A 22,741-nucleotide genomic window follows, 5' to 3' on the forward strand; every position below is an offset into this window, starting at 1 on the left:
GACTGGAGTTGGTCAGAGGTTTGGGCTGTCGCCGTCGAGGCGATGGAAACGGCGATCGTGGTAGAGCAGCGACGATGATGGCGGACCGAAGCGCACGTCGAGCACTTCGGCGATGACGAGCGACGAGCTTCCGACCGGAACGATGTGCAGGGGCCGGCAGCGGAGTGCGGCCGGCGCGTCGGAGAGCAGTGGTTCGCCGGTCTCGAGCCGGGCGAATCCCTGCTCAGTCGTGAAGCGGGGCTCGCCCGACCGGGCGAATGCGCGTGCGAGGTCGACATGATGGTCGGCGAGGAAGTGCACGATCATCGTGTCGGCCGCCAGCAGCCTGCCCGCCGACCCGGTGGCCCGTGTCACCGAGAACGACAGGGCCGGCGGGTCGACCGCAACCGACGCCACGCTCGAGGCGGTGAGCCCGACCGGGCCCGATTCCGTCGCGGCGGTGACGAGGGCGACGCCGGCAGGCTGCGCACGGAACGCGGCCTTGAACGACTCGGCGCGCGCCGTCGATTGGAGCGCCCGTGTGGCATCCGTCATCACTGCCCACCCTGCTGGGGAAGGGCGGCGATGAGTCCGTGATCGCGGGGGATGAGCCAGATTCGTGCGGCGCCGCCGGGGGATCCGAGGTCGGAGAGGAGCATGCGCTCCAACGTAAAACCTCAAGTATGGTTGAAGTCAAAACGGAGGGAAACGGATGCCGCCCGATCGCCAGGTTGCTTTCGAGCACGACGCATCGGCACGGCATGCACCCGACGAACTCCTGACGGTCGGCGAGATGAGCCGCCGCACCGGGGTCGCCGCCTCGGCGCTGCGGTTCTACGAGGAACTCGGACTGATCGCATCGATGCGCACTGCCGGCAACCAGCGCCGCTATCCGCGTCACTTGCTCCGGCGCGTCTCGCTCATCGCGGTCGCGAAACGGCTCGGCATCCCGCTCACCGATGTGCAGGCGGTGTTCGAGTCGGTACCGCTTGACACGACGCCGAGCCATGCGGATTGGCAGCGCGCCTCGCGCCGCTGGAAGAAGCAACTCGAGGAGCGCCGCCGCGGACTCGAACGGCTCGAGCGGGAACTCACCGGATGCATCGGCTGCGGGTGCCTCTCCATGAAGGCATGCGGGCTGCTCAACCCCGACGACGCCCTCGGCGACGACGGCGTCGGACCGCGGAGGCTGGGACCGGCCGAGCCGGCATGATCGGCGCGCGACGCGCCGGACTCGCTGCTCGTGAACCCTCAGCGAGTCCGGCGATCGGTACCCGCGACCGGTCTCACTCCTTGAGCGCGTCGAGGCCGGCCTGGTCGGGACGCACGAGCTCGAGGACCTCGGCGTAGTGCGGGTTGTACATGATGCCGAGCACGTTTCCGAACGGGTCGACGACGGATGCCGTGCTGAAGGTGCCGTAGTCGATGCGCGGTTGGTTGAGGGTCGCCCCGAGCGCCAGGAGTCGCTCGAGCGAGGCATCGAGGTCGTCGACGTGCCAGAAGATGACCTGCCCGGCGGGCTTCTCCGTGGGCGCCGGTCCGTAGGCGGCGTCGACGAGTCCCAGTTCGTCCTGGTAGTCGCCGATTCTGAACTCCCGGTATCCCGGCACCTGGTCGAAGTAGGGCGGCACGCCGAGCATCTCGGTGTACCACTTCGTCGCGGCGTCGAGGTCGGCGGCGAAGTAGTTGACGGTGGCGAATCCTCGCAACATGGCAGTGTCCTGTTCGTGGTGATGAGTTGATGAATCTGGTTCTCTTCGTGGTGCTGTTTCAGTATCGAACACAAAAGTGCTCACCTTCTGACTACTTTGTTTGCGAGAATTGAATATGCGCGCCGATCGACTCGTAGCCACACTCCTGCTCATGCAGGCCCGCGGGAAGGTCACGGCGGCAGAGCTTGCCGATGAGCTCGAGATCTCCGTCGCCACCGCTCGTCGCGACCTCGAAGCGCTGTCGGCGGCCGGCATCCCCGTCTACCCGCAAGCTGGGCGTGGCGGCGGCTGGCAGTTGCTCGGCGGTGCCCGAACCGATCTCAGCGGTCTCACCTCGGCCGAGGCGCGTGCGCTGTTCCTGATCGTGGGGCCCGCGGCATCCGTCGCTCCAGAGGCGAAGTCCGCGCTGCGGAAGCTCGTTCGCGCGCTGCCCGACACGTTCCGCGCTGAGGCGGAGGCCGCCGCCGAAGCCGTCGTCATCGACCCTGCGCAGTGGGGGAGGCCGCCACGGGAGCAGCCCGCGCTCGTGCAACAGCTGCAGGCGGCGGTCGTGCAGCGCAAACGCGTGCGTCTTGTGTATCGCGGCTGGAATCGCGAACCCAGTGAACGCCTCGTCGACCCGTGGGGCCTCGTCCAGAAGCACGAGATCTGGTACCTGCTCGGCGGGGTCGACGGTGCCGAGCGAACGTATCGAGTGGATCGGATCATCGAGGCGATCGTCGTCGATGAGGCTGCACAACGACCCGCCGACTTCGAACTCGCAGACGCGTGGGAACGCGTCATGCGTGAGGTGAACGAGCAGCGCGAGCGCGCTTCGGCGGTGGTGATCGCCGACACTGCGATCCTGCCATTCCTCCGCGAGCGGTTCGGTGAAGGGTCGATGAGCGCAGATCCTGTCGACGAGCGGCGCACCCGGCTTCGCGTCACGGCGCCGACCGAAGCGCTGCTCGCCAGGTCGCTCGCCGGCTGGGGTGATCACCTCGATGTGGTCGAACCCGAGTCGGTGCGGAGAGAGCTCAAGCGGCTCGGATCCGAGATCGTGAAGCGCAATTCGCCAGTGGGAGCGCGCTCACCGCGTGGATGACTTTCACAGGGAAAACTGAGGTTCTGTCCAGAACGCCTCGCCAGACTGGCCACTTCGCCCGGGCGCCCCCGCCCGAGGAACGCCGAACCAGAGTCGCCGACCCCCGAATGTCGCGCGACTCGCCCCGTGAAAGTCATGCAGAACCAGATACCTTCCTCTCAAAACTCCAAGTCCACGCCCGAAACGACCCCCTTGGCCACCCGTCCCCGCCGACGCCACGCGCGTCGCGGCTGGCGCGGCGGGCCGCTCATCGCAGCCGGCGCCGTCGTCGCGATCGGCGCCATGGTCGGCACCGGTTTCGTGGTGCAAACCACGGTCGCGGCACAGAACGAGAGCATCGCGGCAACTGCCGCCCTCACCGCCGCCGCCGACCTCGACGTCGAGCAGCTCGGCTCGCATGCCGGCATCCTCGAAGCCCGCGCAGTGGAGCTGGCCGAAGCCACGCTCAACGGCGCTGGTGACACGATCGCCGCGGCACAGGGCAAGACGGATGCCACTCAGCTCGCGTCATCCGTCGCCGCCCTCGACGACTACAAGCTGCTCGCACCCGAGCGGGTGTTCGACCTCGTCGACACGACGAAGTCGCAAACCGCGAATGTGCAGGCCGCAGTGGCTGAGGCCGATCGCATCGCCGCCGAGCAGGCCGCGGCCGCGGCCGCAGCGAAGGCAGCCGCCGACGCCGCCGCACAGGCCGAGCAAGTGGCAGCCGCTGCTCCCTCACGTCCGTCCGCGCCCTCGAACCCGACCGAAGCGCAGGCGATCGCCCGCAGCCTCATGGCGTCGATGTACGGCTGGGGCGACGACCAGTTCGGCTGCCTCGTGAGCCTATGGGGCCGCGAGTCCGGCTGGAACGTGTACGCCGAGAACACCTCGAGCGGTGCGTACGGCATTCCGCAGGCCCTGCCCGGGAGCAAGATGAGCACGGCCGGCGACGACTGGGCAACCAGCGCCACCACCCAGATCACGTGGGGACTCGGCTACATCGCGGGTCGCTACGGCACCCCGTGCGGTGCCTGGGACCACTCGGAGTCCGTGGGCTGGTACTGAGTCGCACGTGAGACGGCGGTGCCGGCGGGGTGAATCCCGTCGGCACCGCCGTTCTGACGTTCAGGGCGCCGGTTCGCCGCACCGGTCAAGCTCCTGCCGGCGACATCCGCTGCTCGATAACCTGACCGAATGACCCAGCACGGCGACGAGACCGGCGGGCGACCCACCTCGCCGGTCGCTCGCATGATCGCCTGGGGCAAGCGCGCCACCGCGTGGGTACTCGCGAAGAAGCCCGCCCGCGCGACCCTGCTCTACCTGGAGCGTCAGGGGGTGATGCTCGCCGACAGCGTCACGTACCGCACCCTCTTCTCCGTGTTCGCCGGCGTGTTCCTCGGCTTCGCGATCGGGGGGATCTGGCTCTCCGGCAACGAGACGGCGATGCAGGCGCTCGTCAAGACGATCGGCGCCGCGATCCCCGGCCTGATCGGCGCCGACGGCCTCATCGACCCCGACGATCTCGTGCAGCCCATCACCCTCAGCATCGCGGGCTCGATCGCGCTCATCGGTACCATCGGCGCAGCGATCGGCGCCGTCGGCTCACTGCGAAAGGCGTTCCGCGACCTCGGTCACCAGCCCGACGACACGACGTTCTTCCTCTGGCTGCTGTTGCGCGACCTCCTGCTCGCGATCGGCTTCGGTCTCGCGCTCGCCACAGCCGCTGCGGTCACGTTCTTCAGCACGGCGGCTCTGGGCGCCGTATTCGACTGGCTCGGCATCTCGACCGGCGACGGGCTCTTCGAAGCGAGCGCACGAACGATCTCCATCGTCGTGATCTTCGCGATCGACACGATCGTCATCGCGGCGATGTTCCGCCTGCTGTCGGGGATGCGGCCGAACGCGCGCTCGCTCTGGAGCGGCGCCATCATCGGTGGAATCGGCCTCACCGTGCTGCAACTGCTCTCGAGCCTGTTCGTCGGCGGTGCCACGAGGAACCCGCTGCTCGCGTCGTTCGGCTCGCTCATCGCCCTGCTGCTGTGGATCAACCTCTCGAGCCAGGTCATCCTCATCGCCGCCGCGTACATCGTCACGGGCGTCGACGAGGAGCACGACCGGGTGCACGCACGATACGGGGCGCCCACGTTCGCCGTGCGACAGCTGCAGCGTGCAGAGCGCCGGGCAGCGGATGCCGCGACCGCCGTGACCTCGGCGCGCGAGGCCGTCGAACGCGAGCAGTCCGGCGCGCCCGCACCGGAGCGCCCGCGCGAGTGACTCGCCGCGTCCGATCCGAACACGGCGAGCCCTCACACGATGCTCAGAGTGGAGTATCCCTGTCGGGCGGGATGACCCTGTCGGGGTCGACGATCCCGACCACGTCGACGTCGGCCTCATCGGCCTCGTCGATCTCATCGATCCCGAGGTCGTCGTCGAGTTCATCGGCATCGGCTTCGCCGGCGAACTCCTCGACTTCCTCGTAGTCCTCCTTGGCAAGTTCCGCGCTCAGCGGCAGCTCGGAGTCGGTGTACGCGCCCTCGACAGGCTCTCCCGGGCGCAGCGGATCAGTCATGGCTCCTCCGATCGGAACGCGGCCGAGCTCCGCGGGTGCGGCGGCCAAGGCTCACGATATGGTCGCCCGCCGGTCAGCTGTAGGGGATTGACTCCGCCCGCGGTCGGGGGTAGCAGTCGAGCGGCGAATGGAACGTGCTTCCTCCTCGGGCTCGGAGCCCAGCAGAATGGGCAGATGCCGACCGTGCAGCATCTCGTTCGCTCGTTCATCTCGCCGCTCACCCGCACTCGCGCGTTCCGCGCGATCGCACCGGTCCTCCTCCCGCCGATCGAATGGTGCGTCGACCGGCTCACCGGTGGCCGGGCGCAACTGAGCGGCCTGCTCGTGCCGTCACTCGTGCTCCACTCGACCGGCGCGAAGACGGGCGCCCTTCGGGATACCCCGCTCATGTACACGCCCGACGGCCACGGGCGGGCGATCGTCGCGGGCACGAGCTTCGCGCAACAGCGGCATCCTGCGTGGACCTACAACCTGCTCGCCAATCCTGATGCGTCGATCACGGTGCGCGGACGACGGATGCCGGTGCGCGCGAGCCTCATCGACGGCGATGAGCGCGAAGCAGCGTGGGCTCGCATCGAGGGGCAGTGGCCGGGATATCGCGCGTACGAGCGGGACTCGGGACGAACCGTGCGGCTGTTCCGGCTCCAGCCGGTTGCGAGCACGCACGACACGTCGATGTGACCTTCGCGCCGTCGTCACGGTTCAACGCGCGCGCCGGCTTCGGTGAGCAATCGAACCGCACGACGGATGCCGGGACTCTCCGCCATCGTGCGCCGATACGCCACCCGGACCTCTCGCACCTGGCTGTGGTCGGCGAGCGGACGCGCCACCACGCCGCTCGGCAGTGGCGGCCGGCCGAGTCGGGGCACGAGCGCGATCGCGACGCCCTGCCGCGCCAGCTCGACGAGCGACGAGAAGTCGGGATCTTCGGCGACGACGCGGGGCACCGTGCCGAGGTCGGCGAAGATGCGCATGAGCGCCTCGTGGCAGATGGCGCCCTTCGGGGTGCTCGCCCACGGCTCGTCGACGAGCGCGGCGCGGTCGAGCTCGAGCAGGCCGGCGAGCGGATGCGCCGTCGCGAGCACGATGTCGGCCTCGTCGAAGCAGAGGTGCTCGGTCACGACGTGTGCCGGGGCGATCAACGGCACGGAGTTCCAGTTGTGCACGACTGCGAGATCGGCCGCTCCCGTCGCCACCATTTGCATGGCGTCGACGGGGTCGACGCTCGTGACCGTGGCGAGGCTCGCGCCATCGGCGTCTCGCAACTCGCGGAGCACCGGGCCGACGAGTCCGCGAGTCGCGGTCGAGAACGAGGCGATGCGAAGCGGAGCGCGCGGCGCGCCCCCTGCGGCGACGGACTCGAGTCGCTCGAGCGTCTCGAGGAGCTCTCGCCCTTCGCTCACGAGCGCGCGGCCGCGTTCGGTGAGCAGCACGCCCCGCCCGCGTCGTTCGAGGAGCGGTGCTGCGAGTTCGCGTTCGAGCTTCTTGACCTGCTGCGAGACGGCCGACGGCGTGTACCCGAGCCTGCCTGCAGCGGCGACGACAGACCCCGAGTTCGCGACGGCGACGAGCGCGCGAAGCCCTTGAAGATCGAGCATGTAGCAATCGTACGTTGTCGAACGCAGCAATCGGAACTGGTGCTGCATGGATGGTGCTGCGAGGCTCGATGTATGCCACTGAAACACGCCGCCCTCGGTCTGCTCGTCGCGCTCATCTGGGGAACGAACTTCCTCGCCATCGAGCTCGGCCTCCGCGACACCCTGCCGGTCGTGCTCGTGGCCTTGCGATTCACGCTCGTCGCCGTGCCGCTCGTGCTCTTCGTGCCCAAGCCGGATGCCTCGTGGCGCAGCCTCGTGGCCGTCGGACTGTTCATGAGCGCCGGCCAGTTCGGGCTCTTGTTCACCGCGATGCACCTCGGCCTGCCCGCCGGGCTCGCCGCCGTCGTGCTGCAGTGCCAGATGATCTTCACGCTCGTCGTCGGCGTGATGGTGCTGAAGGAACGGCCGACACGCATGCAGCTCGTGGGCGCTCTGCTCGGCGTGATCGGGCTCGGCATCGTCGCGGTCGGCCGCATCGAGGGCGCGGCGGACTTCGGGGCGATCATGCCACTCCTCATCTGCGTGGCCGCCGGGCTCAGCTGGGGGATCGGCAACGTCGCCTCGCGGTCGGCGCAGGGGGCGAACGGCTTCGGCATGGTGGTGTGGTCGGCTCTCGTCGTGCCGCTCCCGGTGCTTGCGCTCAGCCTCCTGCTCGACGGGCCTGCGGCGGTCGGCGAGGCGTTCGCCACGATCGGGTGGGAGACCGTCGTGAGCGTCGCCTACACCGCCGGCCTCGCCTCGCTCGTCGGCTACTCGATCTGGAATTCGCTGCTCGGTCGGTATCCGGCGGCGGTCGTCGCTCCGTTCGCACTGCTCGTCCCGCCGATCGGCCTCGCCGCCGCGGCGCTCGTGCTCGGCGAGGTGCCGAACGCCCTCGAACTCGCGGGCAGTGCGTTGCTGGTGGGCGGCGTGGCGGTCGGGCTGGTCCGCCGGCGGCGGGAGACATCCGTTCGACCTGCCGGTTCCACGCCCGTGCAGCAGGCCGGTGCCGATGTCGGCGTGCTCTCCGAACACAGCCGCCCCCCAGCGCCCGCCCGTACGCTCGACACATGACGCCGCGCCCGAGCGAACCCATCTACAGCACCGCCATCGCCGCCGGCCGGGTGCTCTTCGGTTTCTGGGGCCTGAAGCGCACCGTCACTGGCGCAGAGCACGTGCCGGCCAAGGGTGGCGCGGTGCTTGCGATGACGCACTTCGGCTACCTCGAGTTCGCCCTCGTCGAGTGGGCCACGTGGCTCTCGAACCGTCGCCGCATCCGGTTCATGGCCAAGCAGGGCGTGTTCGACAAGCCCGTCGTCGGCTGGCTGCTGCGTGGCATGCGCCACATCGCCGTCGACATGAAGGCCGGTGCCGCGGCCTATTCGAACGCCGTCGAGGCCTTGAAGCGCGGTGAACTGCTCGGCGTCTTCCCGGAGGCGGGCGTGAGTTCGTCGTTCACCGTGCGCGAGCTGAAGACGGGCGCGGCGCGACTCGCCGCCGAAGCCGGCGTGCCGATCATCCCGGTGGCGGTGTGGGGCGGCCAGCGCCTGCTCACGAAGCGTCACCGCATCGGGTTCTTCGAGCGCTTCGGCGTCCCCGTCAGCTTCGCGTTCGGCCCGCCGATCACGGTCGGCGCCGATGAGGACCCGCACGCCGTCACCGAACGGTTGCGCTCAACGCTGCAGGCACTCGTCGACCGGTTGCAGGCCGGATATCCCGTCGACGGCGCCGGCCAGTGGTGGCAGCCCCGGCACCTGGGCGGCACTGCGCCCACGCCCGAGGAGGCCGCCGAAGCGGATGCAGCGCGCGATCGTGATCGCGATCGAGATCGATCCGAGTGACGCATCCGAGCGTCTGAGTGCCGCCGAACCTGAGGCGATGTCAGGGGTGCGGGGTTAGGCTCGGGTCATGTGCAGGAACATCCACACCCTCCACAACTTCGAGCCCGCAGCGACCAGCGACGAGGTGCACGCGGCAGCGCTGCAGTTCGTGCGCAAGGTGAGCGGAACGACGAAGCCGTCGCACGCGAACGCAGCGGCGTTCGATGAGGCCGTCGAGGAGATCGCGCACATCACGCGGCATCTGCTCGACCACCTCGTCACCAATGCGCCGCCGAAGAATCGCGAGATCGAGGCCGAGAAGGCCAAGGCGCGCGCGGCTCGTCGCTACGTCAGCGTCTGATCCTCCGGGACGTGTCCGTCGTGCCGCCGGGCACGGCGAGGGCGAACGGAGTACCGTCATGGCATGGCCGGCGATGCGGTGACGATCAGTGTTCCAGGTCCGCAGGGCGATCGCGAGGTGCGGATCTCGAGTCCGACACGCGTGCTCTGGCCCGAGCTCGGCATCACGAAGCTCGAGCTCGCGGAGTACTTCGTGGCGGTCGGCGACGCGTTCGTCGAGGCGAACGGCGATCGTCCGGTCTCGCTGCAGCGATTCTCGGGTGACATCGACGGCGACCAGTTCTTCTCGAAGAACCCGCCCAAGGGTGCGCCTGAATGGGTGCGATCGGTGCCCGTGACCTATCCGAGCGGCCGGCGGCATCCGCAGCTCGTCATCGACGAACCGGCGGTCGCCGTGTGGGGCGCCCAGATGAACACGATCGTCTTCCACCCGTGGGCGTCGCGCGCCGAGACGTCGGACTTCCCCGATGAGTTGCGCATCGACCTCGATCCGCAACCGGGCACGGGTTTCGCCGAGGCCGTTCCGGCGGCACTCGCGCTCCGCGACCTGCTTGCCGAAGTCCGCCTCACGGGATTCGTGAAGACGTCGGGCAATCGGGGCATCCACGTCTTCGCGCCGATCGAGCCCGAGTACGAGTTCCTCGACGTGCGCCACGCCGTGATCGCGCTCGCGCGGGAACTCGAACGGAGGATGCCCGAGCAGCTCACCACCGCGTGGTGGAAGGAACTGCGAGGCGACCGCATCTTCATCGACTACAACCAGGCGAACCGCGACCGCACCATGGCAGGGGCGTACAGTCCCCGCGCCTTGCCGAATGCCGCGGTCTCCTGTCCGGTCGAGTGGAGCGAGCTCGAGTCGACCGACCCGAAGCTGCTCACGATCAGGACCGTGCCGGAGCGCCTGCAGACGGCCGGCGACCCGTGGGCCGGAATGCACGAGCACACGGCTCCCATCGCGGTGCTCCTCGAGTGGTGGCAACGCGACCTCGACGACGGACTCGGCGAGCTGCCCTTTCCGCCCGACTTCCCGAAGATGCCGGGCGAGCCACCGCGCGTGCAGCCGAGCCGTGCGCGGCACGACGTCTGAGCGGGAGCTCAGCCGAGCGAGGCGACCTCCTCGTAGCTCGGCGTGCCCGACGGCGTGGTGAAGGTGCCGGCACGCAACTCGCGCGCAGCCGAGCTGATCGCGCCGAGCGCGAGTCGGAAGAGCAGCGATCCGGTGCTCACTCGCGCGACGCCGAGATCGGCGAGCTCCGGCACGGTGAGGCCGGCTTGCGCGAGCACGTTGAGCGGCGCGGGGATGTCGCGCACGAGCGCTGCGACGGTCACCGCATCCAGGGCGCCGGGAACGAAGACGCCGGATGCGCCGGCCGCGAGATACCGGTGGGCACGTGTGATCGCCTCGCGTCGCCGCGCGGCGGCATCCGTGGCAGCCTCGATCCAGAACGGATCGGTGCGGGCGTTCAGATAGAGCCCGGGCGCCGCCGCGGCGATCGCCGCGATCTTCGCCGATGCGATCTCTGCGTCGACGAGCCGGCCGGCCGGGTCGGAGTCCTCGATGTTCACGCCGACCACACCGAGCGACGCGAGCTGGGCGGCGAAGGCGCCGACGTCGGCGGGATCTTCGGAGAACCCGGCCTCCAGATCGACGGTCACCGGGATGCCGGCGGCAGTGATGCGCCGCGCGAGGTCGAGCGTCTCGGCCGCGGTCTCTCCCGAGCCGTCGGGCTTGCCCGCAGCGACCGCGACGCCGAGACTCGTGGTGCCCACCACCTGGTGGCCGGCGGCGTGCAGCCATCGTGCCGAGGCGAGGTCCCACGCGTTGGGCAGCAGGAGCGGGTCGCCGGGGCGGTGCTGGCGTTCGAACTCAGCGGGCGTCAACATCGATGGTCTCCTCGTTCGTGCGGTGGATTCCGGCGCGGGCCTCGGCGCGGCGCAGCTCCTCGACGATCGCCACGGCGATCGCGAGTGCGTGGTGCGGCGCCGGGCACCCGCGGTGGCCGGCGCCGAAGGCGAGCGTTCGCGGCGGACGGTCGTCGGTGGCATCGCGGTCGGGTCCATCGAGACGCAGCACGAGTAGCGCGCCCTGCTGGACGTCGGGCCCCGAAGCACCTGCCGAATGGTCGGGTGCAACGCGGCGCGTCATCGGCACGGGGGAGTCATCGCGCAACGTCGCGGTGAGCAGGTCGTGCGTCGCCGGCGGCAGGGGGCCGGATGCCGCGAGCCGCTGCATCGCGCGCTCGACGAGTGCGCCCGTGGCGGCGTAGGCCTGCACGAGCAGCTGCACGAGAAGGGCGTCGTCTGGCGCGTCGGTGCCGGGCGCGGAGTCGAGGAGGCGCATCGTGGCAGTGTCGGCGGCTGCGGCATCCGTCACCCGGCCGCTGCTGTAGGCGTCGGCGATCTCGGCGGCGAGCGGAGGGAGCGACTCGGCCTGACGGAACCCGAGCTGCATGCCGAGGGCGGTCACCGGGACGTGCCGTGCGACCGTCGCGACGGATGGTGCCGGCTCCGCTTCGAGTGCCGTGCGGGTCAGCGACGCAGCGGTGCGGGCCAGCGCAGCGAGTTCGATGCCGGCGAGCATCGACTCGAGACGCCGCCGGCGGGCATCGTGCACGGCGCCGTTCGAGAACCGCGAGACGTCGGCTCGGAAGCGCTCGAACGGCGTCGGCGCCGCGGCATCCGCCTCGGGAACCAGGAATCGCGGATCGGCGAGGATGAGGGCGACGTCGGCCCGGTCGATGATCTCGGTCATGATTCGACGCTACGCCGCGCACGATTCGCTGCCGGGCGAAGTGTCCTCGCCGTATCGTGGCGGTATGCACGGAGACGCCGACCTCGCAGAACCCGCTCGCCTCATGGGGGAGCCCGCGCGGGCTGCCATGCTCGTCGCGCTCCTCGACGGCCGCGCGCTGCCCGCGAGCGAGCTCGCAGCGATCGCACGCGTGAAGCCGCCGACCGCGAGCGCCCACCTCGCCCAGCTCGTCGCGGGCGGGCTCGTCGCCGATCGCCGGCTCGGCCGGCACCGCTACTTCGCACTCGCCGGGCCCGAGGTGGCGAACGCCGTCGAGGCACTGCAGCTCATCGCTCCGCGGCGTGCCGTCTCGTCGTACTCGCAGTCCGCGACGGCACGCAGGCTCGCCGAGGCGCGATCGTGCTACGACCACCTCGCCGGGCGCCTCGCGCTCGACCTCGCCGACGCGCTCGTGGCCGAGGGAGCGATCGCGCCACTCGACGCAGGGGAGCCCGGCCGGCTGCTCGCCACCGACGGCCCGCTCGCGGCGAGGCTGCGGCTCGGCGACGTGGGCGACGTCGGCGTCCACTCCCGACGTCCCGAGGTGCGCGGATGCCTCGACTGGACCGAGCGGCGCCCGCACATCGCCGGCCGCCTCGGCTCGCACCTGCTCGACGTGATGCTCGCCGACGGCTGGGTCGCCCGGGTGCCGGGCGACCGCTCGCTTCGGGTGACCACGACGGGTCGGGAGGCGTTCGCGGCGCTCGGCTGATCGACTCAGCGGCGTCGGCGATCACACGGCGATGTCGCCTCGGGGCCGACGCGGTGAGCCGTGCAGCTCTCGGTGCAGCCGCTCCATGCGCGCATCGAGCTCTGCGGCGGTGTGCGCGGCATCCGTCAGCCCATCGAGCAGCTCCTGGGGCACCTGGCGGTCGTACTTGTAGTAGATCTTGTGCTCGAGGCTCGCCCAGAAATCCATCGCGATCGTGCGGATCTGCACTTCCACGGCGACGGGATGCACTCCTGTCGACAGGAACACCGGCACCTCCACGATCACGTGCAGGCTCTGGTAGCCGTTGGTCTTCGGCTCCGCGATGTAGTCCTTCACCTTCAGCACGCGGATGTCGCGCTGCACCGTCAAGAGCTCGAAGATCCGATACGCATCCGAGACGAAGCTGCACGTCACGCGAACGCCGGCGATGTCGGTGATCGTCTCGCGAATCGTGTCGAACGTGGGTTCGATGCCCTTGCGCCGCATCTTCTCGATCACGCTGTCGAGGCTCTTCAGCCGGCTCGAGATGTGCTCGATCGGGTTGTAGTCGTGCGTGTGGCTGAACTCCTCACGCAGGATGGAGAGCTTCGTGATCACCTCGTCCATGCCGAACTTGTATCGAAGCATGAACCGTTCGGTCTCGTCGCGAAGGGCACGCATCTCGTCGAGGGTCTGGCCGTCGATCGTCTCGAGCGTGCGCTGCGCGCGGGCGGTGAGCATGGGCGGAGCATCGGGCCGTCGGATGGGCGGGGTGCCGTCGAGCGGAGTCACGGAGCACACGCTACGGTGCGAAGCTCTGGATTCGCCCTGACTCTGCCATGACGGTCGACGCACACGTTTCCGCGTTCGTGCTCGCTAGGGTCGAGGCATGGATCCTTGGATCACGGTCGCGCCGGGCGTCCACCAGCGTCGCTACGACCCGCTCGACGTCTCGATCGTCGTCGTCGAGGGCGCCGCGGCGCTGCTCGTCGTGGACTCGCGCGCAGAGCCGGCTGAAGCAGAGGTGTTGCTCAGCGACATCCGGGAACGATTCGACAAGCCCGTGCGCTGGCTCGTGAACACGCACGCCCACTACGACCACACATACGGCAACCAAGCCTTCGGCCCCGGGACCGAGACGGATGCCGCCATCTACGGCCATGCGAACATCGCACGCCATTTCGCCGAGTACGAGGCTCCACGGCTCGCCGCATGGCGTGCCGACCCGTCCCGTGAACCCGACCGGCACTGGAACGACGTGAGACTGACGCCACCGACGCATCCGGTCGACCGCCCAGTCACGCTCGACCTCGGCGGACGCGTCGTGCTACTGCGCCCGCAGCCGCCCGCGCACACCGACACCGACCTCGTGCTGCTGGTGCCCGATGTGCGGGTGTGGATCGTCGGTGACCTCGTCGAGGAGTCCGGACCGCCGATGTACGGTTCGGGGAGCTTCCCGTTCGGGTGGCCCGACGTGCTCGACGAGCTCGTCGCGGAAATGCAGCCGGGCGATCTGGTCGTGCCCGGCCACGGTCGCGTGGTGGGGCCCGAGTTCGTCGCCCGGCAGGCAGCCGACCTCCACGTCGTCGCCGGGCGCTTCGTCGCGGCGCACGAGCGCGGCCTCAGCACCGCGGAGGGGCTCGCGAGCCAGGATGACTGGCCGGTTCCGGTCGACTATCTCGTCAGTGCCATCGATCGCGCCTATGCACAGCTCGATCACGCCGCCGGCCCGGGCGCGACCGCATCCCGGGCACGAGTGTCGGGGGCCATGTCCGCCGGGCCCGCTCCGCTCACGATCCGCGTGCCTGCCATCGAGCTCCGTGAGTTGCGCGACCGTCTGCGCCGCGCGAGATTCACGACGGCGAGCGGCGGTGCGCACTGGGAAGCAGGTGTCGATCCGGCGTACCTGGCCGGCCTCGTCGCCGAGTGGGCCGACGGATTCGACTGGCGTCGCGTCGAGGAGCGGTTGAACCTGCTCGATCACCGGATCGCCGAGGTCGACGGCACGCGGGTGCACTTCGTGCGCGCCTCGGCGGGTCCAGCCGAGGGCACCGTCGTGCCCCTGCTGCTCATGCACGGATGGCCCTCGAGCTTCCTCGAGATGCTGCCGCTCGTCTCGGCCCTCGGATGGGAGGGTGAGATGCGCGGCATCCGCTTCGAACTCGTCATCCCCTCCCTTCCGGGCTTCCTCTATTCAGAACTGCCCGACGAGCCGCTCACGCGCGAGGCGATGGCCGATCTCCTGCACGGGCTCATGGTCGGACACCTCGGCCACGCGAGGTACGGCGCATTCGGTGGCGACATCGGCGGCACCGTCGCCGCGTGGATCGCGGCGAAGCACCCCGACCACGTGATGGGCCTCTACATGATCCACCCGCCGTTCCCGGCGGTCTTCGAAGAGCCGCTGAGCGAACCCGAGAAGCACATGCTCGCCCTCGAGGAGGAGTTCGACGAGCGCGACGGCGGCTACAGCGCCATCATGAGCACCCGTCCCGACACGGTCGCCGCAGCGCTTGCCGACTCGCCTGCGGGACTGCTCGCGTGGATCATCGACAAGCTCCGCGACTGGAGCGACGCGCACGGCGAGCTCGAGCGCCGGTTCGACCGCGAGACGCTCCTCACCCTCGCGACGCTCTACTGGACGACACGCTCGATCGGCACCTCGTTCCGCCAGTACGTCGACTACCCGGCGAACCGCCCGCGGCCGCGCATCACGGTGCCCGCTGGGTTCACCCTGAGCGCCGAGGAGGTGATCCGCGAGATGCCCCGAAGCGTGGCGGAGCGTTCGTGCGCCGACGTGCGCGCGTGGCATCCGGCGACCCGAGGCGGCCACTTCATGGCGCACGAGGAGCCCGAGCTGCTCGCCGGGCACCTCAGCGCGTTCTTCGCCGAGGTGCTCGGCATCGACTGAGGACGCCAGGACGTCGACCGTCGCAGCGTGCGGATGTCGCGCCTGTCTGCGAGGATCCGAGCATGACGGATGCCGCAATCCCACCGGTCCTGCAACTCCGCGTCGTCGTCGAAGCGACCGACTTCGATGCCGCCGTCGCCTTCTATCGCGACAGCCTCGGCATGCCCGAGTTCCTCGCCTTCGCCGAGGGCGACGACGATCGCGTCGTCATCCTCGATGCGGGCCGCGCGACGCTCGAGATCGCCAACCCCGCGCACAAGCGCGCGATCGACGAGATCGAAGCCGGTGGCGCCCCGAGTCCGCACATCCGCCTCGCGTTCGAGGTGACCGACAGCGAGGGTGCGACCCGTCGCCTGGAGGCAGCCGGTGCTCGCGTCGTGGCCGAGCCGGTCGTCACCCCATGGCAGTCGTTGAACTCCAGGCTCGACGCGCCGGCAGACCTGCAGATCACGCTCTTCGAGGAACTGCTCGGCTCCGAGGAGCGCGCCTCTCGCGCAGGATTCGCCACCGATGAGGGGCGCTCCGGCGCCTGAGATCCGGCCGAGCCGGCTCGGCGCCGATCACCGGGCGACCTCGGCTCAGCCGATCGCATCGACGTAGAACCAGCGTCCGCGCTCACGCACGAATCGGCTCACCTCGTGCCGCTCGCCGCGGTCACCTTCGACGCGGTAGCGCGCGCTGAACTCCACCACGCCGGCGCGGTCGAGCGGTCCACCGCGGTCGATCCGCTCGAGGTCGAGGCGGTACCAGCGCATCGACGGATCGAGCTCGAGTCGCGGGGGCCGCGTCGACGGATGCCACGTCGCAAGCAGGTAGGGCTCGTTTCCGACGACGAAGGCGGTGTACCTCGATCGCATGAGCTGCGGCGCGGTCGGAGCATCCGCCGCACCCGTGAGGAACGGCCCGCAGCACTCGCCGAACACGGAACCACCGAGGCACGGGCATCGGGTGCCGGGATCGATCGCAGGGAATGCATCTGGCGCTGACGGCATCCTTCCAGTATCCCGTCGTCGAGAGCCGACCATCATGGTCTGCACAGGAATAACTGAGGATCTGTCCAGATTCGCACGGCAGAGTGTCTGACTTATGCCCCCGCCCGGGGCGCCCCCCCCGACCCGAACCTGATCTGAGCAGCCCAGAAACTCATGCGAATCGATACCCCCACGCCCACCACTGCAGAAGCCACCGAGAAGAACATCGCCGAGAGGTCCACGAGGCGCGGCCTCCGCCGTCGCCGAGCCGGACGCAAGCGACTCATGATCGCCGGCGCGATCGCCGCCGTCGGCCTCGTCGCCGGCACCGGATTCACGGTGCAGTCCGCCGTCGCGACGCAAGCACGCATCGACGCCACGACTGCGCTGACCCAGTCCACCGGACTCGATCACGACCAGCTCGGCGCGTACCGCACGATCGCCGCCGCGCGTGCACTCGACACGGCAGCCGACACGATCAGCGTCGCGAACGCCACGCTCGCCGCCGTCGACGGGAAGGTCGACGCGTCGGGGCTCGCGGCATCCGTCGCCTCACTCGGCGACTACCGCGCACTGCCGATCGATTCGGTCGTCGACCTCACCGAGCAGACGCGGGCCGAGGTCGCGAAGGCGGCCGCCGCGGCAGCGGAGTACGACCGGGTGCAAGCCGAAGAGGCAGCAGCCGCCGCTCAGGCGCTCGCGCTCGGGAACACGCCCGACGGCGCCCGCGCCACCGCCCGTTCGCTGGCAGCGGCGACCTACGGCTGGGGCGACTCCCAGTTCCAGTGCCTCGATCAGCTCTGGCAGAAGGAATCGGGCTGGTCGTATACCGCCTACAACGCCTCGAGCGGCGCGACCGGCATCCCGCAGTCGCTGCCCGGGAGCAAGATGGCCACCGCAGGGTCCGACTGGGAGACGAACGCGACCACGCAGGTCACCTGGGGACTCGACTACATCGCGCGGGCCTACGGCACGCCGTGCAGCGCGTGGTCGCACTCGCAATCGATGAACTGGTACTGATTCCCTCCGCTCCGCCTCCGGTCGGTGGCCTTCGACCGAGGCGGGGCTGGGAATCGGCCCCGGAGTGCCGGCAGCGCTTCCAGCACGCGTAGTGTTGACTCACGGGGCCGTTCGAGCCCCCGATCAAAGGGCGTCACCGTGTCAGATAAGTCGCCGAAGAAGTCGTCGTCCAAGACGGCAGCCAGCAAGACCCTCAAAGAGAAGCGTGCCGACAAGAAGGCCAAGGTCGAGAACCGCGCCGGCAACGACGTGAGCGAGGCCACGCACCGCAAGCGGTAAGCGTTCCCGGGTCGCTCCGCAACCGCATCGTCCAGGGGTTTCCCTCGCCGAACGGGTGCGATTGACTGGACGGGCGGATGACGCGAGCAGCCTCTTGGCGCATGCGTCGCCGCCCGACCCCGGGAGGCACCATGAATGACGGCGACGTCGTCACCATGTCCAAGCGCGGCCAGTGGGTGAACCGCGTGATCGGCGGTGAAGAGCTCTCCGAGTCGTTCCGCAGTCGCGAAGAGGCCGTCGAGGCCGGACGCTCGCTCGCGCTGCAGCTCGGCTCGAAGCACGTGGTGCTCGAGAGCGAGGAGACCGGCGTCATCACCGACGAGGGTGAAGCCTCGCTCTGAGCCTGCCGCTCGCGTCAGACGGCCCGCGGGTCGAGCAGCCCCGCGCGATCGGGGTGACGGTCGAACCACTCGCCGACGTACCAACAGCTCGGCACGATCCGGCGGTCGGATGTCGCGTCGACGTCGTCGACCGCGAATCGCACCAGCTCGCCCGCGAGTCCGCTGCCGCGATACGGCGGATTCGTGAAGGTGCGCGTGAACGCGATGGAATCGCCGAGCACGCGGTAGTCGAGCACGCTCGCGAGGTCGCCGTCGACGCGCAGCACATAGCGGCGGGCATCCGGTTCGTGGGTGAGTTCCTTCTGCACCCCAACAGGCTACGCCCGGGCGGAGACCCGCGGCCCCGGCACACGCTCAGCGGCCGCGAAGGCGCTCGAGGTCTCGTCGCTCCCGTTTCGTCGGCCGCCCGGCACCACGCTCCCGCACCGGCGCGAGCGCCACGGTCTCGCGCGGCGGCGGCGGCGGGGTGCGATCTTCGAGTGCGGTGGCGGCGACAGTCGCCGAGACTCGCTTCACGAGGGTCTGGCGCACGATCAGCATCCGATCGAAGCCCTCGACGCGCACGCGCACCTCGTCACCCGGCCGCACCGTCTGCGCCGCTTTCGCACGCTCGCCGTTGACGCGCACGTGGCCAGCACGGCACGCCGATGTGGCCGAGGAGCGCGTCTTGAACTGACGCACGGCCCAGAGCCATGCATCGACGCGCACTGGGGAGTCGCCGACCATGCCCCAAGCCTATGGCCGGGCCGGCTGCGTGAACCCTATCGCGAGGTCGGTGCGTCATGCTGGATGCATGAGTGGAACGAGTGGCGATGCGTGGGTCGCGGGGCCTGACGGCGCTCGCTACTGGGGCAGGTACGGCGCGGCCGGTCTCCTCGCCGTGAGCCCCCGATTCGAGGTGCTCCTGCAGCATCGGGCGGAATGGAGCCACTTCGGCGGCACCTGGGGGATGCCCGGGGGCGCGCGCCACGAACACGAGAGCGCCATCGAAGCGGCCATTCGTGAGGCCGGAGAGGAGGCGGGCGTGCCGCCGGCGCTCCTCTCGGTGCGATTCAGCGCCGTGCTCGACCTCGGCTACTGGTCGTACACGACGGTCGTCGCCGACGCGATCGAGCGGTTCGAGCCGGTCGTGAGCGACCCCGAGAGCATCGAGCTGCGCTGGATCGCGTTCGATCGCATCAACGAGCTGCCGCTGCATCCGCGGTTCGCCGAGGCCTGGCCGGGGCTCAGGGCGCGACTCTGAGACCTGAACGCGGGAACCACGGCACCATGGCGGATGTGCGCGCCCGGTAGGCGTCGTACTCGGGGTAGCGCGAGCGCGTGATGCTCTCGGTGAATCGCGTCGAGCCGATGAACAGGCCCGAGAGCAGCACCGCGCCGGCGATCGTCCAGTGCAACCAGATGCCCGTCGCCGCAACGGCGAAACCGTAGAACGCCCACCACTGGGCCTGTTCGAAGAAGAAATTCGGATGCCGTGACGCGCGGAAGAGCCCGGACTGCAGGAAGCGCGGATCCGGCGTGCGGCCTGCCGCGAGCTCACCGGCCTTCCAGCGGTGGAACAGCCATTGCTGCCGGTCGGCGGTCGCCTCGCCCGCGAGGAATGCCAGGAAGGCGATGGCGAGCACGACGTCCCAGCCGCCGAGCGGGGTGCCGACGGCCTCGAACACGGTGAGCGCCGGCAGGCAGAACGCGAGGATGAGCGCATTCTGGTAGATCGAGATGAAGAGCAGGTTGAAGAGGGCGAACTGCCGCCGCGACATCCGGCCGCGAAGCACTGCCCACCGGTAGTCCTCGCCGCCCGGCCGATACCCGCCCTTGCGTGCGAAGTTGAAGGTGAGCCGGATGCCCCACAGTGTGACGAGCCCCGACATGAGCACGAGCCGCGCGTCGAATCCGCCCGATGCGGCGAAGATCCACACGTAGACGACGGGCGCGATCGACCAGATGCGGTCGACCCACGAGTACTCGTGGGTGAACATCGAGGCGAGCCAGGTCGCAAGGGTGATCGTGGCGCAGATGACGAGACACACGACGAGTGGACCCATGGCCGCATTCTATGGGTCGATAGGATCGAGCCGTGGTTGGGGAGAGCGCGGGGGCGGTGGGATCGCGTATTTGGACGATCCCGAACGCACTGAGCATGCTCCGGTTGGCGCTCGTGCCCGTGTTCCTCGTCTTCATCGTGCGTGGCGACGACATCGTCGCGCTCGTCGTGCTCGTGGTGGCGAGCTTCACCGACCTGCTCGACGGATATCTTGCCCGGCGGCTCGGGCAGGTGACCCGGCTCGGGCAACTCCTCGACCCCGCAGCCGACCGCCTCTACATCTTCGCGGCGCTCATCGGCCTCGCCGCTCGCGACCTCGTGCCCTGGTGGATCGTCGTGCTGATCGTCGCGCGTGACGTCTTCCTGCTCGTGCTCGGTGTCGTGCTCGCGAACCACGGCTACGGCCCGTTGCCCGTGCACCAGCTCGGCAAGGTCGCGACGTTCGCGCTCTTCTTCGGACTGCCCGTCATCATGCTCGGATTCGCATTCCCCGCCGTGGCGCCCGTCAGCGAGCCCATCGGATGGGCGATCACTTTGTGGGGGGCCTTCCTCTACTGGTGGGCCGGCATCATCTACGCGATAGAGACCGCGCGCGTCATCCGTATTCCGCGTGCGGAAGACGACCCGCGATCAGATACGCTTGAACAGGGAGGTTAGCCGTGGCGGATTCCGACATCACTCAGGCTGGCGGTACGAACGAGGCCGACGGCGAACCTTCGACGGCGACCACGGCTCATCCGCACGTCGGCGATACGAACGACAGCACGATCGGCTTCAGCCGAGAGGCGGCGGCACAGCTCAGCGCTGTCGATGCCGACACCACGGCCGAAGAGCAGGAGGCGATCGCGGCGTTGCCGTCCGGCTCGGCGCTGCTGATCGTGCGGCGCGGTCCCAACAGCGGCGCGCGGTTCCTGCTCGACACCGACGTCACGACCGTCGGCCGGCACCCCGACGCCGACATCTTCCTCGATGACGTCACCGTCTCGCGCAAGCACGCGGAGTTCCTCCGCCACGGCACCGCATTCGAGGTGAAAGACCTGAGTTCGCTGAACGGCACCTACTTCGACGGCGTGCGCATCGAGACGGCGCTGCTGAGCGATGGCGCCGAGGTGCAGATCGGCAAGTTCCGTCTCACCTTCTACGCATCCCGACGCGATCTGGCGCCGCTGGCGAGTTCCTAGTGGCGGGCACCGCTGCGTCCACCCACGCGAGCGGCCAGGCCCCACTGCTCGGCATCGGTCAGGTTCTCGCGAGGCTTCAGCCCGAGTTCCCCGAGCTGACCCCGTCGAAGCTGCGGTTCCTCGAGGAGCAACGACTCGTCGCACCTGCGCGCACGGCATCGGGGTATCGCAAGTTCTCCAACGCCGATGTTGAGCGCATCACCGTCGTGCTCTCGATGCAGCGCGACCACTACCTGCCGCTGAAGGTGATCCGCACCCATCTCGAAGCGATCGACGCGGGCGAGACGCCGGCGCTGCCCGGTGCCACGAGCGCGGCGGCGTTCCTCGCGGGTGCCCGTCGGCTTCGCCGTGACGAGCTCATCGCGCAGGCCGGGGCCTCTGCTTCGCTCCTCGACGACGCCGTCTCCGCTTCGCTGCTGCCCGCTGCCGATCTCTACGGTGACGAGGCGCTCGCCACCCTGCGGGCGCTCGTCGCCCTCCGCAGCGTCGGCATCGAGCCCCGGCACTTGCGCGGCATGCGCGCCGCCACCGAGCGTGAAGCGGCGCTCATCGAGCACGCCATCGCCCCATCCCGCCGATCGGATGCTGCCGGCAAGGCCCGCGCCGCCGAGCGCGGGCTCGAGCTCGCCGGCCACCTCGAGGCGGTGCACGCGAGCGTACTGCGGAGCACACTCAGCCGCCTCGCGCGGTGATCGCGCGACACGCCGTGACGTTCGGCCCGATGTGTTTGGCAGACCCCCCTCACGTGGGTAGCGTGGAACTCGCGCCGATGGGGTGCGAGGCGTGAAAGCGAGGGGCGATCGGATGAGTGAGCTCGACCAGACGGCACGCTCGCGGTACGACCTCGGCCTGCTTTTCACCGACGGCATGCCCGAGCACGACGACGCCGCCGGCTATCGTGGCGCGGTCGCCGCTCGAGCCGCGGGCATCAGCTACCGTCAGCTCGATTATTGGGCCCGTACGCAGCTCGTCGAACCAACCGTTCGCGGCGCAGCCGGGTCGGGATCGCAACGCCTCTACGGGTTCCGCGACATCCTCGTGCTGAAGCTCGTGAAGCGACTCCTCGACACCGGCATCTCGCTGCAGCAGATCCGCACCGCGGTCACGCAGCTGCGCGAGTCCGGCATCGACGACCTCGCCCAGACCACACTCATGAGCGACGGTGCGAGTGTCTACCTGTGCACGTCCGACGACGAGGTCATCGATCTCGTCAACCGCGGTCAAGGGGTCTTCGGCATTGCGGTCGGCAAGGTGCTCCGCGAGGTCGAGTCGACGCTCGTCGAGCTCGACACGCAGCCTGCCGATCCGATGGACGAGCTCGCCGTGCGTCGCGGCGTGCAGTCACGCAAGATCTCCTGACGACCGTTCGCGGCTCCTGAGTGGCGCGGTCGCCCGCTCATGTGCAGCGCGCTCGCGAGTGGCACGGCAA

At 69.5% G+C, this 22,741-nt stretch carries 31 protein-coding genes; 20 read left to right on the plus strand and 11 right to left on the minus strand.

Annotated features, from left to right (window positions below):
* Window positions 1–12 precede the first annotated feature (12 nt).
* Complete coding sequence (locus J7E25_RS04655) at window positions 13–534, minus strand: flavin reductase family protein (RefSeq protein WP_214868430.1); 522 nt, start codon at window positions 532–534, stop codon at window positions 13–15.
* 157 nt (window positions 535–691) lie between these two features.
* Here J7E25_RS04655 and soxR point away from each other — a divergent pair, with 157 nt between their 5' ends.
* Window positions 692–1,192 carry a redox-sensitive transcriptional activator SoxR gene (gene soxR / locus J7E25_RS04660; protein WP_214868432.1) on the plus strand — a complete coding sequence of 167 codons (501 nt, stop codon included), beginning with the start codon at window positions 692–694 and terminating at the stop codon, window positions 1,190–1,192.
* A gap of 73 nt (window positions 1,193–1,265) precedes the next feature.
* On the opposite strand, the gene J7E25_RS04665 is transcribed toward soxR, so the two are convergent.
* Window positions 1,266–1,691, minus strand: coding sequence for a VOC family protein (locus J7E25_RS04665; RefSeq protein ID WP_214868434.1), 426 nt, complete (start codon window positions 1,689–1,691; stop codon window positions 1,266–1,268).
* Between the two features lie 151 nt (window positions 1,692–1,842).
* On the opposite strand from J7E25_RS04665, the gene J7E25_RS04670 reads away from it, so the two are divergent.
* The 3 genes from J7E25_RS04670 (at window position 1,843) to J7E25_RS04680 (ending at window position 5,031) form a co-directional block, all read left to right on the plus strand.
* Window positions 1,843–2,775: a YafY family protein gene (locus J7E25_RS04670; protein WP_251038808.1), complete on the plus strand. Its 933-nt coding sequence runs from the start codon at window positions 1,843–1,845 to the stop codon at window positions 2,773–2,775.
* Window positions 2,776–2,967: 192 nt separating this feature from the next.
* Entirely contained in the window at window positions 2,968–3,822 is an 855-nt protein-coding gene (locus tag J7E25_RS04675) for a hypothetical protein (protein WP_214868438.1), read from the plus strand.
* 129 nt (window positions 3,823–3,951) lie between these two features.
* Window positions 3,952–5,031 carry a YihY/virulence factor BrkB family protein gene (locus tag J7E25_RS04680; RefSeq protein ID WP_251038809.1) on the plus strand — a complete coding sequence of 360 codons (1,080 nt, stop codon included), beginning with the start codon at window positions 3,952–3,954 and terminating at the stop codon, window positions 5,029–5,031.
* A 43-nt stretch (window positions 5,032–5,074) separates the two neighbouring features.
* On the opposite strand, the gene J7E25_RS04685 is transcribed toward J7E25_RS04680, so the two are convergent.
* Window positions 5,075–5,326 carry a hypothetical protein gene (locus J7E25_RS04685; protein WP_214868440.1) on the minus strand — a complete coding sequence of 84 codons (252 nt, stop codon included), beginning with the start codon at window positions 5,324–5,326 and terminating at the stop codon, window positions 5,075–5,077.
* Window positions 5,327–5,500: 174 nt separating this feature from the next.
* Between J7E25_RS04685 and J7E25_RS04690 the strand changes: the two genes are divergently transcribed.
* Window positions 5,501–6,007: a nitroreductase family deazaflavin-dependent oxidoreductase gene (locus J7E25_RS04690; protein WP_214868442.1), complete on the plus strand. Its 507-nt coding sequence runs from the start codon at window positions 5,501–5,503 to the stop codon at window positions 6,005–6,007.
* Between the two features lie 14 nt (window positions 6,008–6,021).
* On the opposite strand, the gene J7E25_RS04695 is transcribed toward J7E25_RS04690, so the two are convergent.
* Window positions 6,022–6,924, minus strand: coding sequence for a LysR family transcriptional regulator (locus J7E25_RS04695; RefSeq protein WP_214868444.1), 903 nt, complete (start codon window positions 6,922–6,924; stop codon window positions 6,022–6,024).
* 72 nt (window positions 6,925–6,996) lie between these two features.
* Here J7E25_RS04695 and J7E25_RS04700 point away from each other — a divergent pair, with 72 nt between their 5' ends.
* From J7E25_RS04700 to ligD, 4 genes are all read left to right on the plus strand, one after another.
* The gene (locus J7E25_RS04700) at window positions 6,997–7,977 is read left to right on the plus strand and encodes an EamA family transporter (RefSeq protein ID WP_214868446.1); all 981 of its coding nucleotides are present in this window, start codon (window positions 6,997–6,999) and stop codon (window positions 7,975–7,977) included.
* Complete coding sequence (locus J7E25_RS04705; protein WP_214868448.1) at window positions 7,974–8,744, plus strand: 1-acyl-sn-glycerol-3-phosphate acyltransferase; 771 nt, start codon at window positions 7,974–7,976, stop codon at window positions 8,742–8,744. Before J7E25_RS04700 ends, J7E25_RS04705 begins: the two co-directional genes overlap by 4 nt.
* Window positions 8,745–8,811: 67 nt before the next feature.
* Window positions 8,812–9,084: a DUF2277 domain-containing protein gene (locus J7E25_RS04710; protein WP_214868450.1), complete on the plus strand. Its 273-nt coding sequence runs from the start codon at window positions 8,812–8,814 to the stop codon at window positions 9,082–9,084.
* A 63-nt stretch (window positions 9,085–9,147) separates the two neighbouring features.
* Entirely contained in the window at window positions 9,148–10,170 is a 1,023-nt protein-coding gene (gene ligD / locus J7E25_RS04715; RefSeq protein ID WP_214868452.1) for a non-homologous end-joining DNA ligase, read from the plus strand.
* Window positions 10,171–10,178: 8 nt separating this feature from the next.
* Here ligD and J7E25_RS04720 read toward each other — a convergent pair whose 3' ends face one another.
* Both J7E25_RS04720 and J7E25_RS04725 read right to left on the minus strand, forming a co-directional pair.
* Window positions 10,179–10,967, minus strand: coding sequence for an isocitrate lyase/phosphoenolpyruvate mutase family protein (locus J7E25_RS04720; RefSeq protein WP_214868454.1), 789 nt, complete (start codon window positions 10,965–10,967; stop codon window positions 10,179–10,181).
* Entirely contained in the window at window positions 10,951–11,835 is an 885-nt protein-coding gene (locus J7E25_RS04725; RefSeq protein ID WP_214868456.1) for a hypothetical protein, read from the minus strand. The genes J7E25_RS04720 and J7E25_RS04725 overlap by 17 nt, the downstream gene beginning before the upstream one ends.
* On the opposite strand from J7E25_RS04725, the gene J7E25_RS04730 reads away from it, so the two are divergent.
* The gene (locus J7E25_RS04730; protein ID WP_214868458.1) at window positions 11,834–12,586 is read left to right on the plus strand and encodes a helix-turn-helix transcriptional regulator; all 753 of its coding nucleotides are present in this window, start codon (window positions 11,834–11,836) and stop codon (window positions 12,584–12,586) included. The genes J7E25_RS04725 and J7E25_RS04730 overlap by 2 nt on opposite strands.
* Before the next feature lie 21 nt (window positions 12,587–12,607).
* Here J7E25_RS04730 and J7E25_RS04735 read toward each other — a convergent pair whose 3' ends face one another.
* Complete coding sequence (locus J7E25_RS04735) at window positions 12,608–13,246, minus strand: GTP pyrophosphokinase family protein (protein ID WP_374196191.1); 639 nt, start codon at window positions 13,244–13,246, stop codon at window positions 12,608–12,610.
* A 208-nt stretch (window positions 13,247–13,454) separates the two neighbouring features.
* On the opposite strand from J7E25_RS04735, the gene J7E25_RS04740 reads away from it, so the two are divergent.
* Both J7E25_RS04740 and J7E25_RS04745 read left to right on the plus strand, forming a co-directional pair.
* On the plus strand, window positions 13,455–15,476 hold the full coding sequence (locus J7E25_RS04740) for an alpha/beta fold hydrolase (protein WP_214868460.1): 2,022 nt from the start codon (window positions 13,455–13,457) through the stop codon (window positions 15,474–15,476).
* Window positions 15,477–15,538: 62 nt separating this feature from the next.
* The gene (locus J7E25_RS04745; protein WP_214868462.1) at window positions 15,539–16,009 is read left to right on the plus strand and encodes a VOC family protein; all 471 of its coding nucleotides are present in this window, start codon (window positions 15,539–15,541) and stop codon (window positions 16,007–16,009) included.
* Between the two features lie 45 nt (window positions 16,010–16,054).
* Here the strand turns inward: J7E25_RS04745 and J7E25_RS04750 are convergent, their stop codons facing one another.
* Window positions 16,055–16,468 carry a YchJ family protein gene (locus tag J7E25_RS04750; RefSeq protein WP_214868464.1) on the minus strand — a complete coding sequence of 138 codons (414 nt, stop codon included), beginning with the start codon at window positions 16,466–16,468 and terminating at the stop codon, window positions 16,055–16,057.
* Window positions 16,469–16,621: 153 nt separating this feature from the next.
* Here J7E25_RS04750 and J7E25_RS04755 point away from each other — a divergent pair, with 153 nt between their 5' ends.
* The 3 genes from J7E25_RS04755 (at window position 16,622) to J7E25_RS04765 (ending at window position 18,087) form a co-directional block, all read left to right on the plus strand.
* The gene (locus J7E25_RS04755) at window positions 16,622–17,467 is read left to right on the plus strand and encodes a hypothetical protein (RefSeq protein ID WP_215009465.1); all 846 of its coding nucleotides are present in this window, start codon (window positions 16,622–16,624) and stop codon (window positions 17,465–17,467) included.
* A 138-nt stretch (window positions 17,468–17,605) separates the two neighbouring features.
* The gene (locus tag J7E25_RS04760; protein WP_164990524.1) at window positions 17,606–17,746 is read left to right on the plus strand and encodes a hypothetical protein; all 141 of its coding nucleotides are present in this window, start codon (window positions 17,606–17,608) and stop codon (window positions 17,744–17,746) included.
* A gap of 131 nt (window positions 17,747–17,877) precedes the next feature.
* Window positions 17,878–18,087, plus strand: coding sequence for a DUF2188 domain-containing protein (locus J7E25_RS04765; RefSeq protein ID WP_214868466.1), 210 nt, complete (start codon window positions 17,878–17,880; stop codon window positions 18,085–18,087).
* A 14-nt stretch (window positions 18,088–18,101) separates the two neighbouring features.
* Here J7E25_RS04765 and J7E25_RS04770 read toward each other — a convergent pair whose 3' ends face one another.
* Window positions 18,102–18,395: a GNAT family N-acetyltransferase gene (locus J7E25_RS04770; RefSeq protein ID WP_129521497.1), complete on the minus strand. Its 294-nt coding sequence runs from the start codon at window positions 18,393–18,395 to the stop codon at window positions 18,102–18,104.
* A 46-nt stretch (window positions 18,396–18,441) separates the two neighbouring features.
* Entirely contained in the window at window positions 18,442–18,813 is a 372-nt protein-coding gene (locus J7E25_RS04775; RefSeq protein WP_214868468.1) for an RNA-binding S4 domain-containing protein, read from the minus strand.
* A gap of 67 nt (window positions 18,814–18,880) precedes the next feature.
* Here J7E25_RS04775 and J7E25_RS04780 point away from each other — a divergent pair, with 67 nt between their 5' ends.
* Complete coding sequence (locus J7E25_RS04780) at window positions 18,881–19,330, plus strand: NUDIX domain-containing protein (protein ID WP_214868470.1); 450 nt, start codon at window positions 18,881–18,883, stop codon at window positions 19,328–19,330.
* Here J7E25_RS04780 and J7E25_RS04785 read toward each other — a convergent pair.
* Window positions 19,314–20,132 carry a DUF1295 domain-containing protein gene (locus J7E25_RS04785; RefSeq protein WP_214868472.1) on the minus strand — a complete coding sequence of 273 codons (819 nt, stop codon included), beginning with the start codon at window positions 20,130–20,132 and terminating at the stop codon, window positions 19,314–19,316. The two genes, J7E25_RS04780 and J7E25_RS04785, sit on opposite strands and share 17 nt — an antisense overlap.
* Window positions 20,133–20,164: 32 nt before the next feature.
* On the opposite strand from J7E25_RS04785, the gene J7E25_RS04790 reads away from it, so the two are divergent.
* The 4 genes from J7E25_RS04790 (at window position 20,165) to J7E25_RS04805 (ending at window position 22,671) form a co-directional block, all read left to right on the plus strand.
* Window positions 20,165–20,788 (plus strand): CDP-alcohol phosphatidyltransferase family protein, encoded by a 624-nt coding sequence (locus tag J7E25_RS04790; RefSeq protein ID WP_214868474.1) that lies wholly within the window; start codon window positions 20,165–20,167, stop codon window positions 20,786–20,788.
* A gap of 2 nt (window positions 20,789–20,790) precedes the next feature.
* Entirely contained in the window at window positions 20,791–21,312 is a 522-nt protein-coding gene (locus J7E25_RS04795) for an FHA domain-containing protein (protein WP_374196190.1), read from the plus strand.
* Window positions 21,312–22,004, plus strand: a complete 693-nt coding sequence (locus J7E25_RS04800) for a MerR family transcriptional regulator (RefSeq protein WP_214868476.1) — start codon at window positions 21,312–21,314, stop codon at window positions 22,002–22,004. Before J7E25_RS04795 ends, J7E25_RS04800 begins: the two co-directional genes overlap by 1 nt.
* Window positions 22,005–22,116: 112 nt before the next feature.
* On the plus strand, window positions 22,117–22,671 hold the full coding sequence (locus J7E25_RS04805; protein ID WP_214868478.1) for a MerR family transcriptional regulator: 555 nt from the start codon (window positions 22,117–22,119) through the stop codon (window positions 22,669–22,671).
* Window positions 22,672–22,741 lie beyond the last annotated feature (70 nt).

It is taken from the genome of Agromyces sp. ISL-38 (assembly GCF_018613935.1).
GTDB lineage: Bacteria > Actinomycetota > Actinomycetes > Actinomycetales > Microbacteriaceae > Agromyces.

Excerpts from the sequence above, each read along its gene's own strand:
- J7E25_RS04655 (WP_214868430.1), bottom strand. The coding sequence starts at position 534 with ATGACGGATGCCACACGGGCGCTCCAATCGACGGCGCGCGCCGAGTCG.
- soxR (WP_214868432.1), top strand. The coding sequence starts at position 692 with ATGCCGCCCGATCGCCAGGTTGCTTTCGAGCACGACGCATCGGCACGG.
- J7E25_RS04665 (WP_214868434.1), bottom strand. The coding sequence starts at position 1,691 with ATGTTGCGAGGATTCGCCACCGTCAACTACTTCGCCGCCGACCTCGAC.
- J7E25_RS04670 (WP_251038808.1), top strand. The coding sequence starts at position 1,843 with ATGCAGGCCCGCGGGAAGGTCACGGCGGCAGAGCTTGCCGATGAGCTC.
- J7E25_RS04680 (WP_251038809.1), top strand. The coding sequence starts at position 3,952 with ATGACCCAGCACGGCGACGAGACCGGCGGGCGACCCACCTCGCCGGTC.
- J7E25_RS04685 (WP_214868440.1), bottom strand. The coding sequence starts at position 5,326 with ATGACTGATCCGCTGCGCCCGGGAGAGCCTGTCGAGGGCGCGTACACC.
- J7E25_RS04690 (WP_214868442.1), top strand. The coding sequence starts at position 5,501 with ATGCCGACCGTGCAGCATCTCGTTCGCTCGTTCATCTCGCCGCTCACC.
- J7E25_RS04695 (WP_214868444.1), bottom strand. The coding sequence starts at position 6,924 with ATGCTCGATCTTCAAGGGCTTCGCGCGCTCGTCGCCGTCGCGAACTCG.
- J7E25_RS04700 (WP_214868446.1), top strand. The coding sequence starts at position 6,997 with ATGCCACTGAAACACGCCGCCCTCGGTCTGCTCGTCGCGCTCATCTGG.
- J7E25_RS04705 (WP_214868448.1), top strand. The coding sequence starts at position 7,974 with ATGACGCCGCGCCCGAGCGAACCCATCTACAGCACCGCCATCGCCGCC.
- J7E25_RS04710 (WP_214868450.1), top strand. The coding sequence starts at position 8,812 with ATGTGCAGGAACATCCACACCCTCCACAACTTCGAGCCCGCAGCGACC.
- ligD (WP_214868452.1), top strand. The coding sequence starts at position 9,148 with ATGGCCGGCGATGCGGTGACGATCAGTGTTCCAGGTCCGCAGGGCGAT.
- J7E25_RS04720 (WP_214868454.1), bottom strand. The coding sequence starts at position 10,967 with ATGTTGACGCCCGCTGAGTTCGAACGCCAGCACCGCCCCGGCGACCCG.
- J7E25_RS04730 (WP_214868458.1), top strand. The coding sequence starts at position 11,834 with ATGATTCGACGCTACGCCGCGCACGATTCGCTGCCGGGCGAAGTGTCC.
- J7E25_RS04725 (WP_214868456.1), bottom strand. The coding sequence starts at position 11,835 with ATGACCGAGATCATCGACCGGGCCGACGTCGCCCTCATCCTCGCCGAT.
- J7E25_RS04735 (WP_374196191.1), bottom strand. The coding sequence starts at position 13,246 with ATGCGTGCCCTTCGCGACGAGACCGAACGGTTCATGCTTCGATACAAG.
- J7E25_RS04740 (WP_214868460.1), top strand. The coding sequence starts at position 13,455 with ATGGATCCTTGGATCACGGTCGCGCCGGGCGTCCACCAGCGTCGCTAC.
- J7E25_RS04745 (WP_214868462.1), top strand. The coding sequence starts at position 15,539 with ATGACGGATGCCGCAATCCCACCGGTCCTGCAACTCCGCGTCGTCGTC.
- J7E25_RS04750 (WP_214868464.1), bottom strand. The coding sequence starts at position 16,468 with ATGCCGTCAGCGCCAGATGCATTCCCTGCGATCGATCCCGGCACCCGA.
- J7E25_RS04755 (WP_215009465.1), top strand. The coding sequence starts at position 16,622 with ATGCGAATCGATACCCCCACGCCCACCACTGCAGAAGCCACCGAGAAG.
- J7E25_RS04765 (WP_214868466.1), top strand. The coding sequence starts at position 17,878 with ATGAATGACGGCGACGTCGTCACCATGTCCAAGCGCGGCCAGTGGGTG.
- J7E25_RS04775 (WP_214868468.1), bottom strand. The coding sequence starts at position 18,813 with ATGGTCGGCGACTCCCCAGTGCGCGTCGATGCATGGCTCTGGGCCGTG.
- J7E25_RS04780 (WP_214868470.1), top strand. The coding sequence starts at position 18,881 with ATGAGTGGAACGAGTGGCGATGCGTGGGTCGCGGGGCCTGACGGCGCT.
- J7E25_RS04785 (WP_214868472.1), bottom strand. The coding sequence starts at position 20,132 with ATGGGTCCACTCGTCGTGTGTCTCGTCATCTGCGCCACGATCACCCTT.
- J7E25_RS04805 (WP_214868478.1), top strand. The coding sequence starts at position 22,117 with ATGAGTGAGCTCGACCAGACGGCACGCTCGCGGTACGACCTCGGCCTG.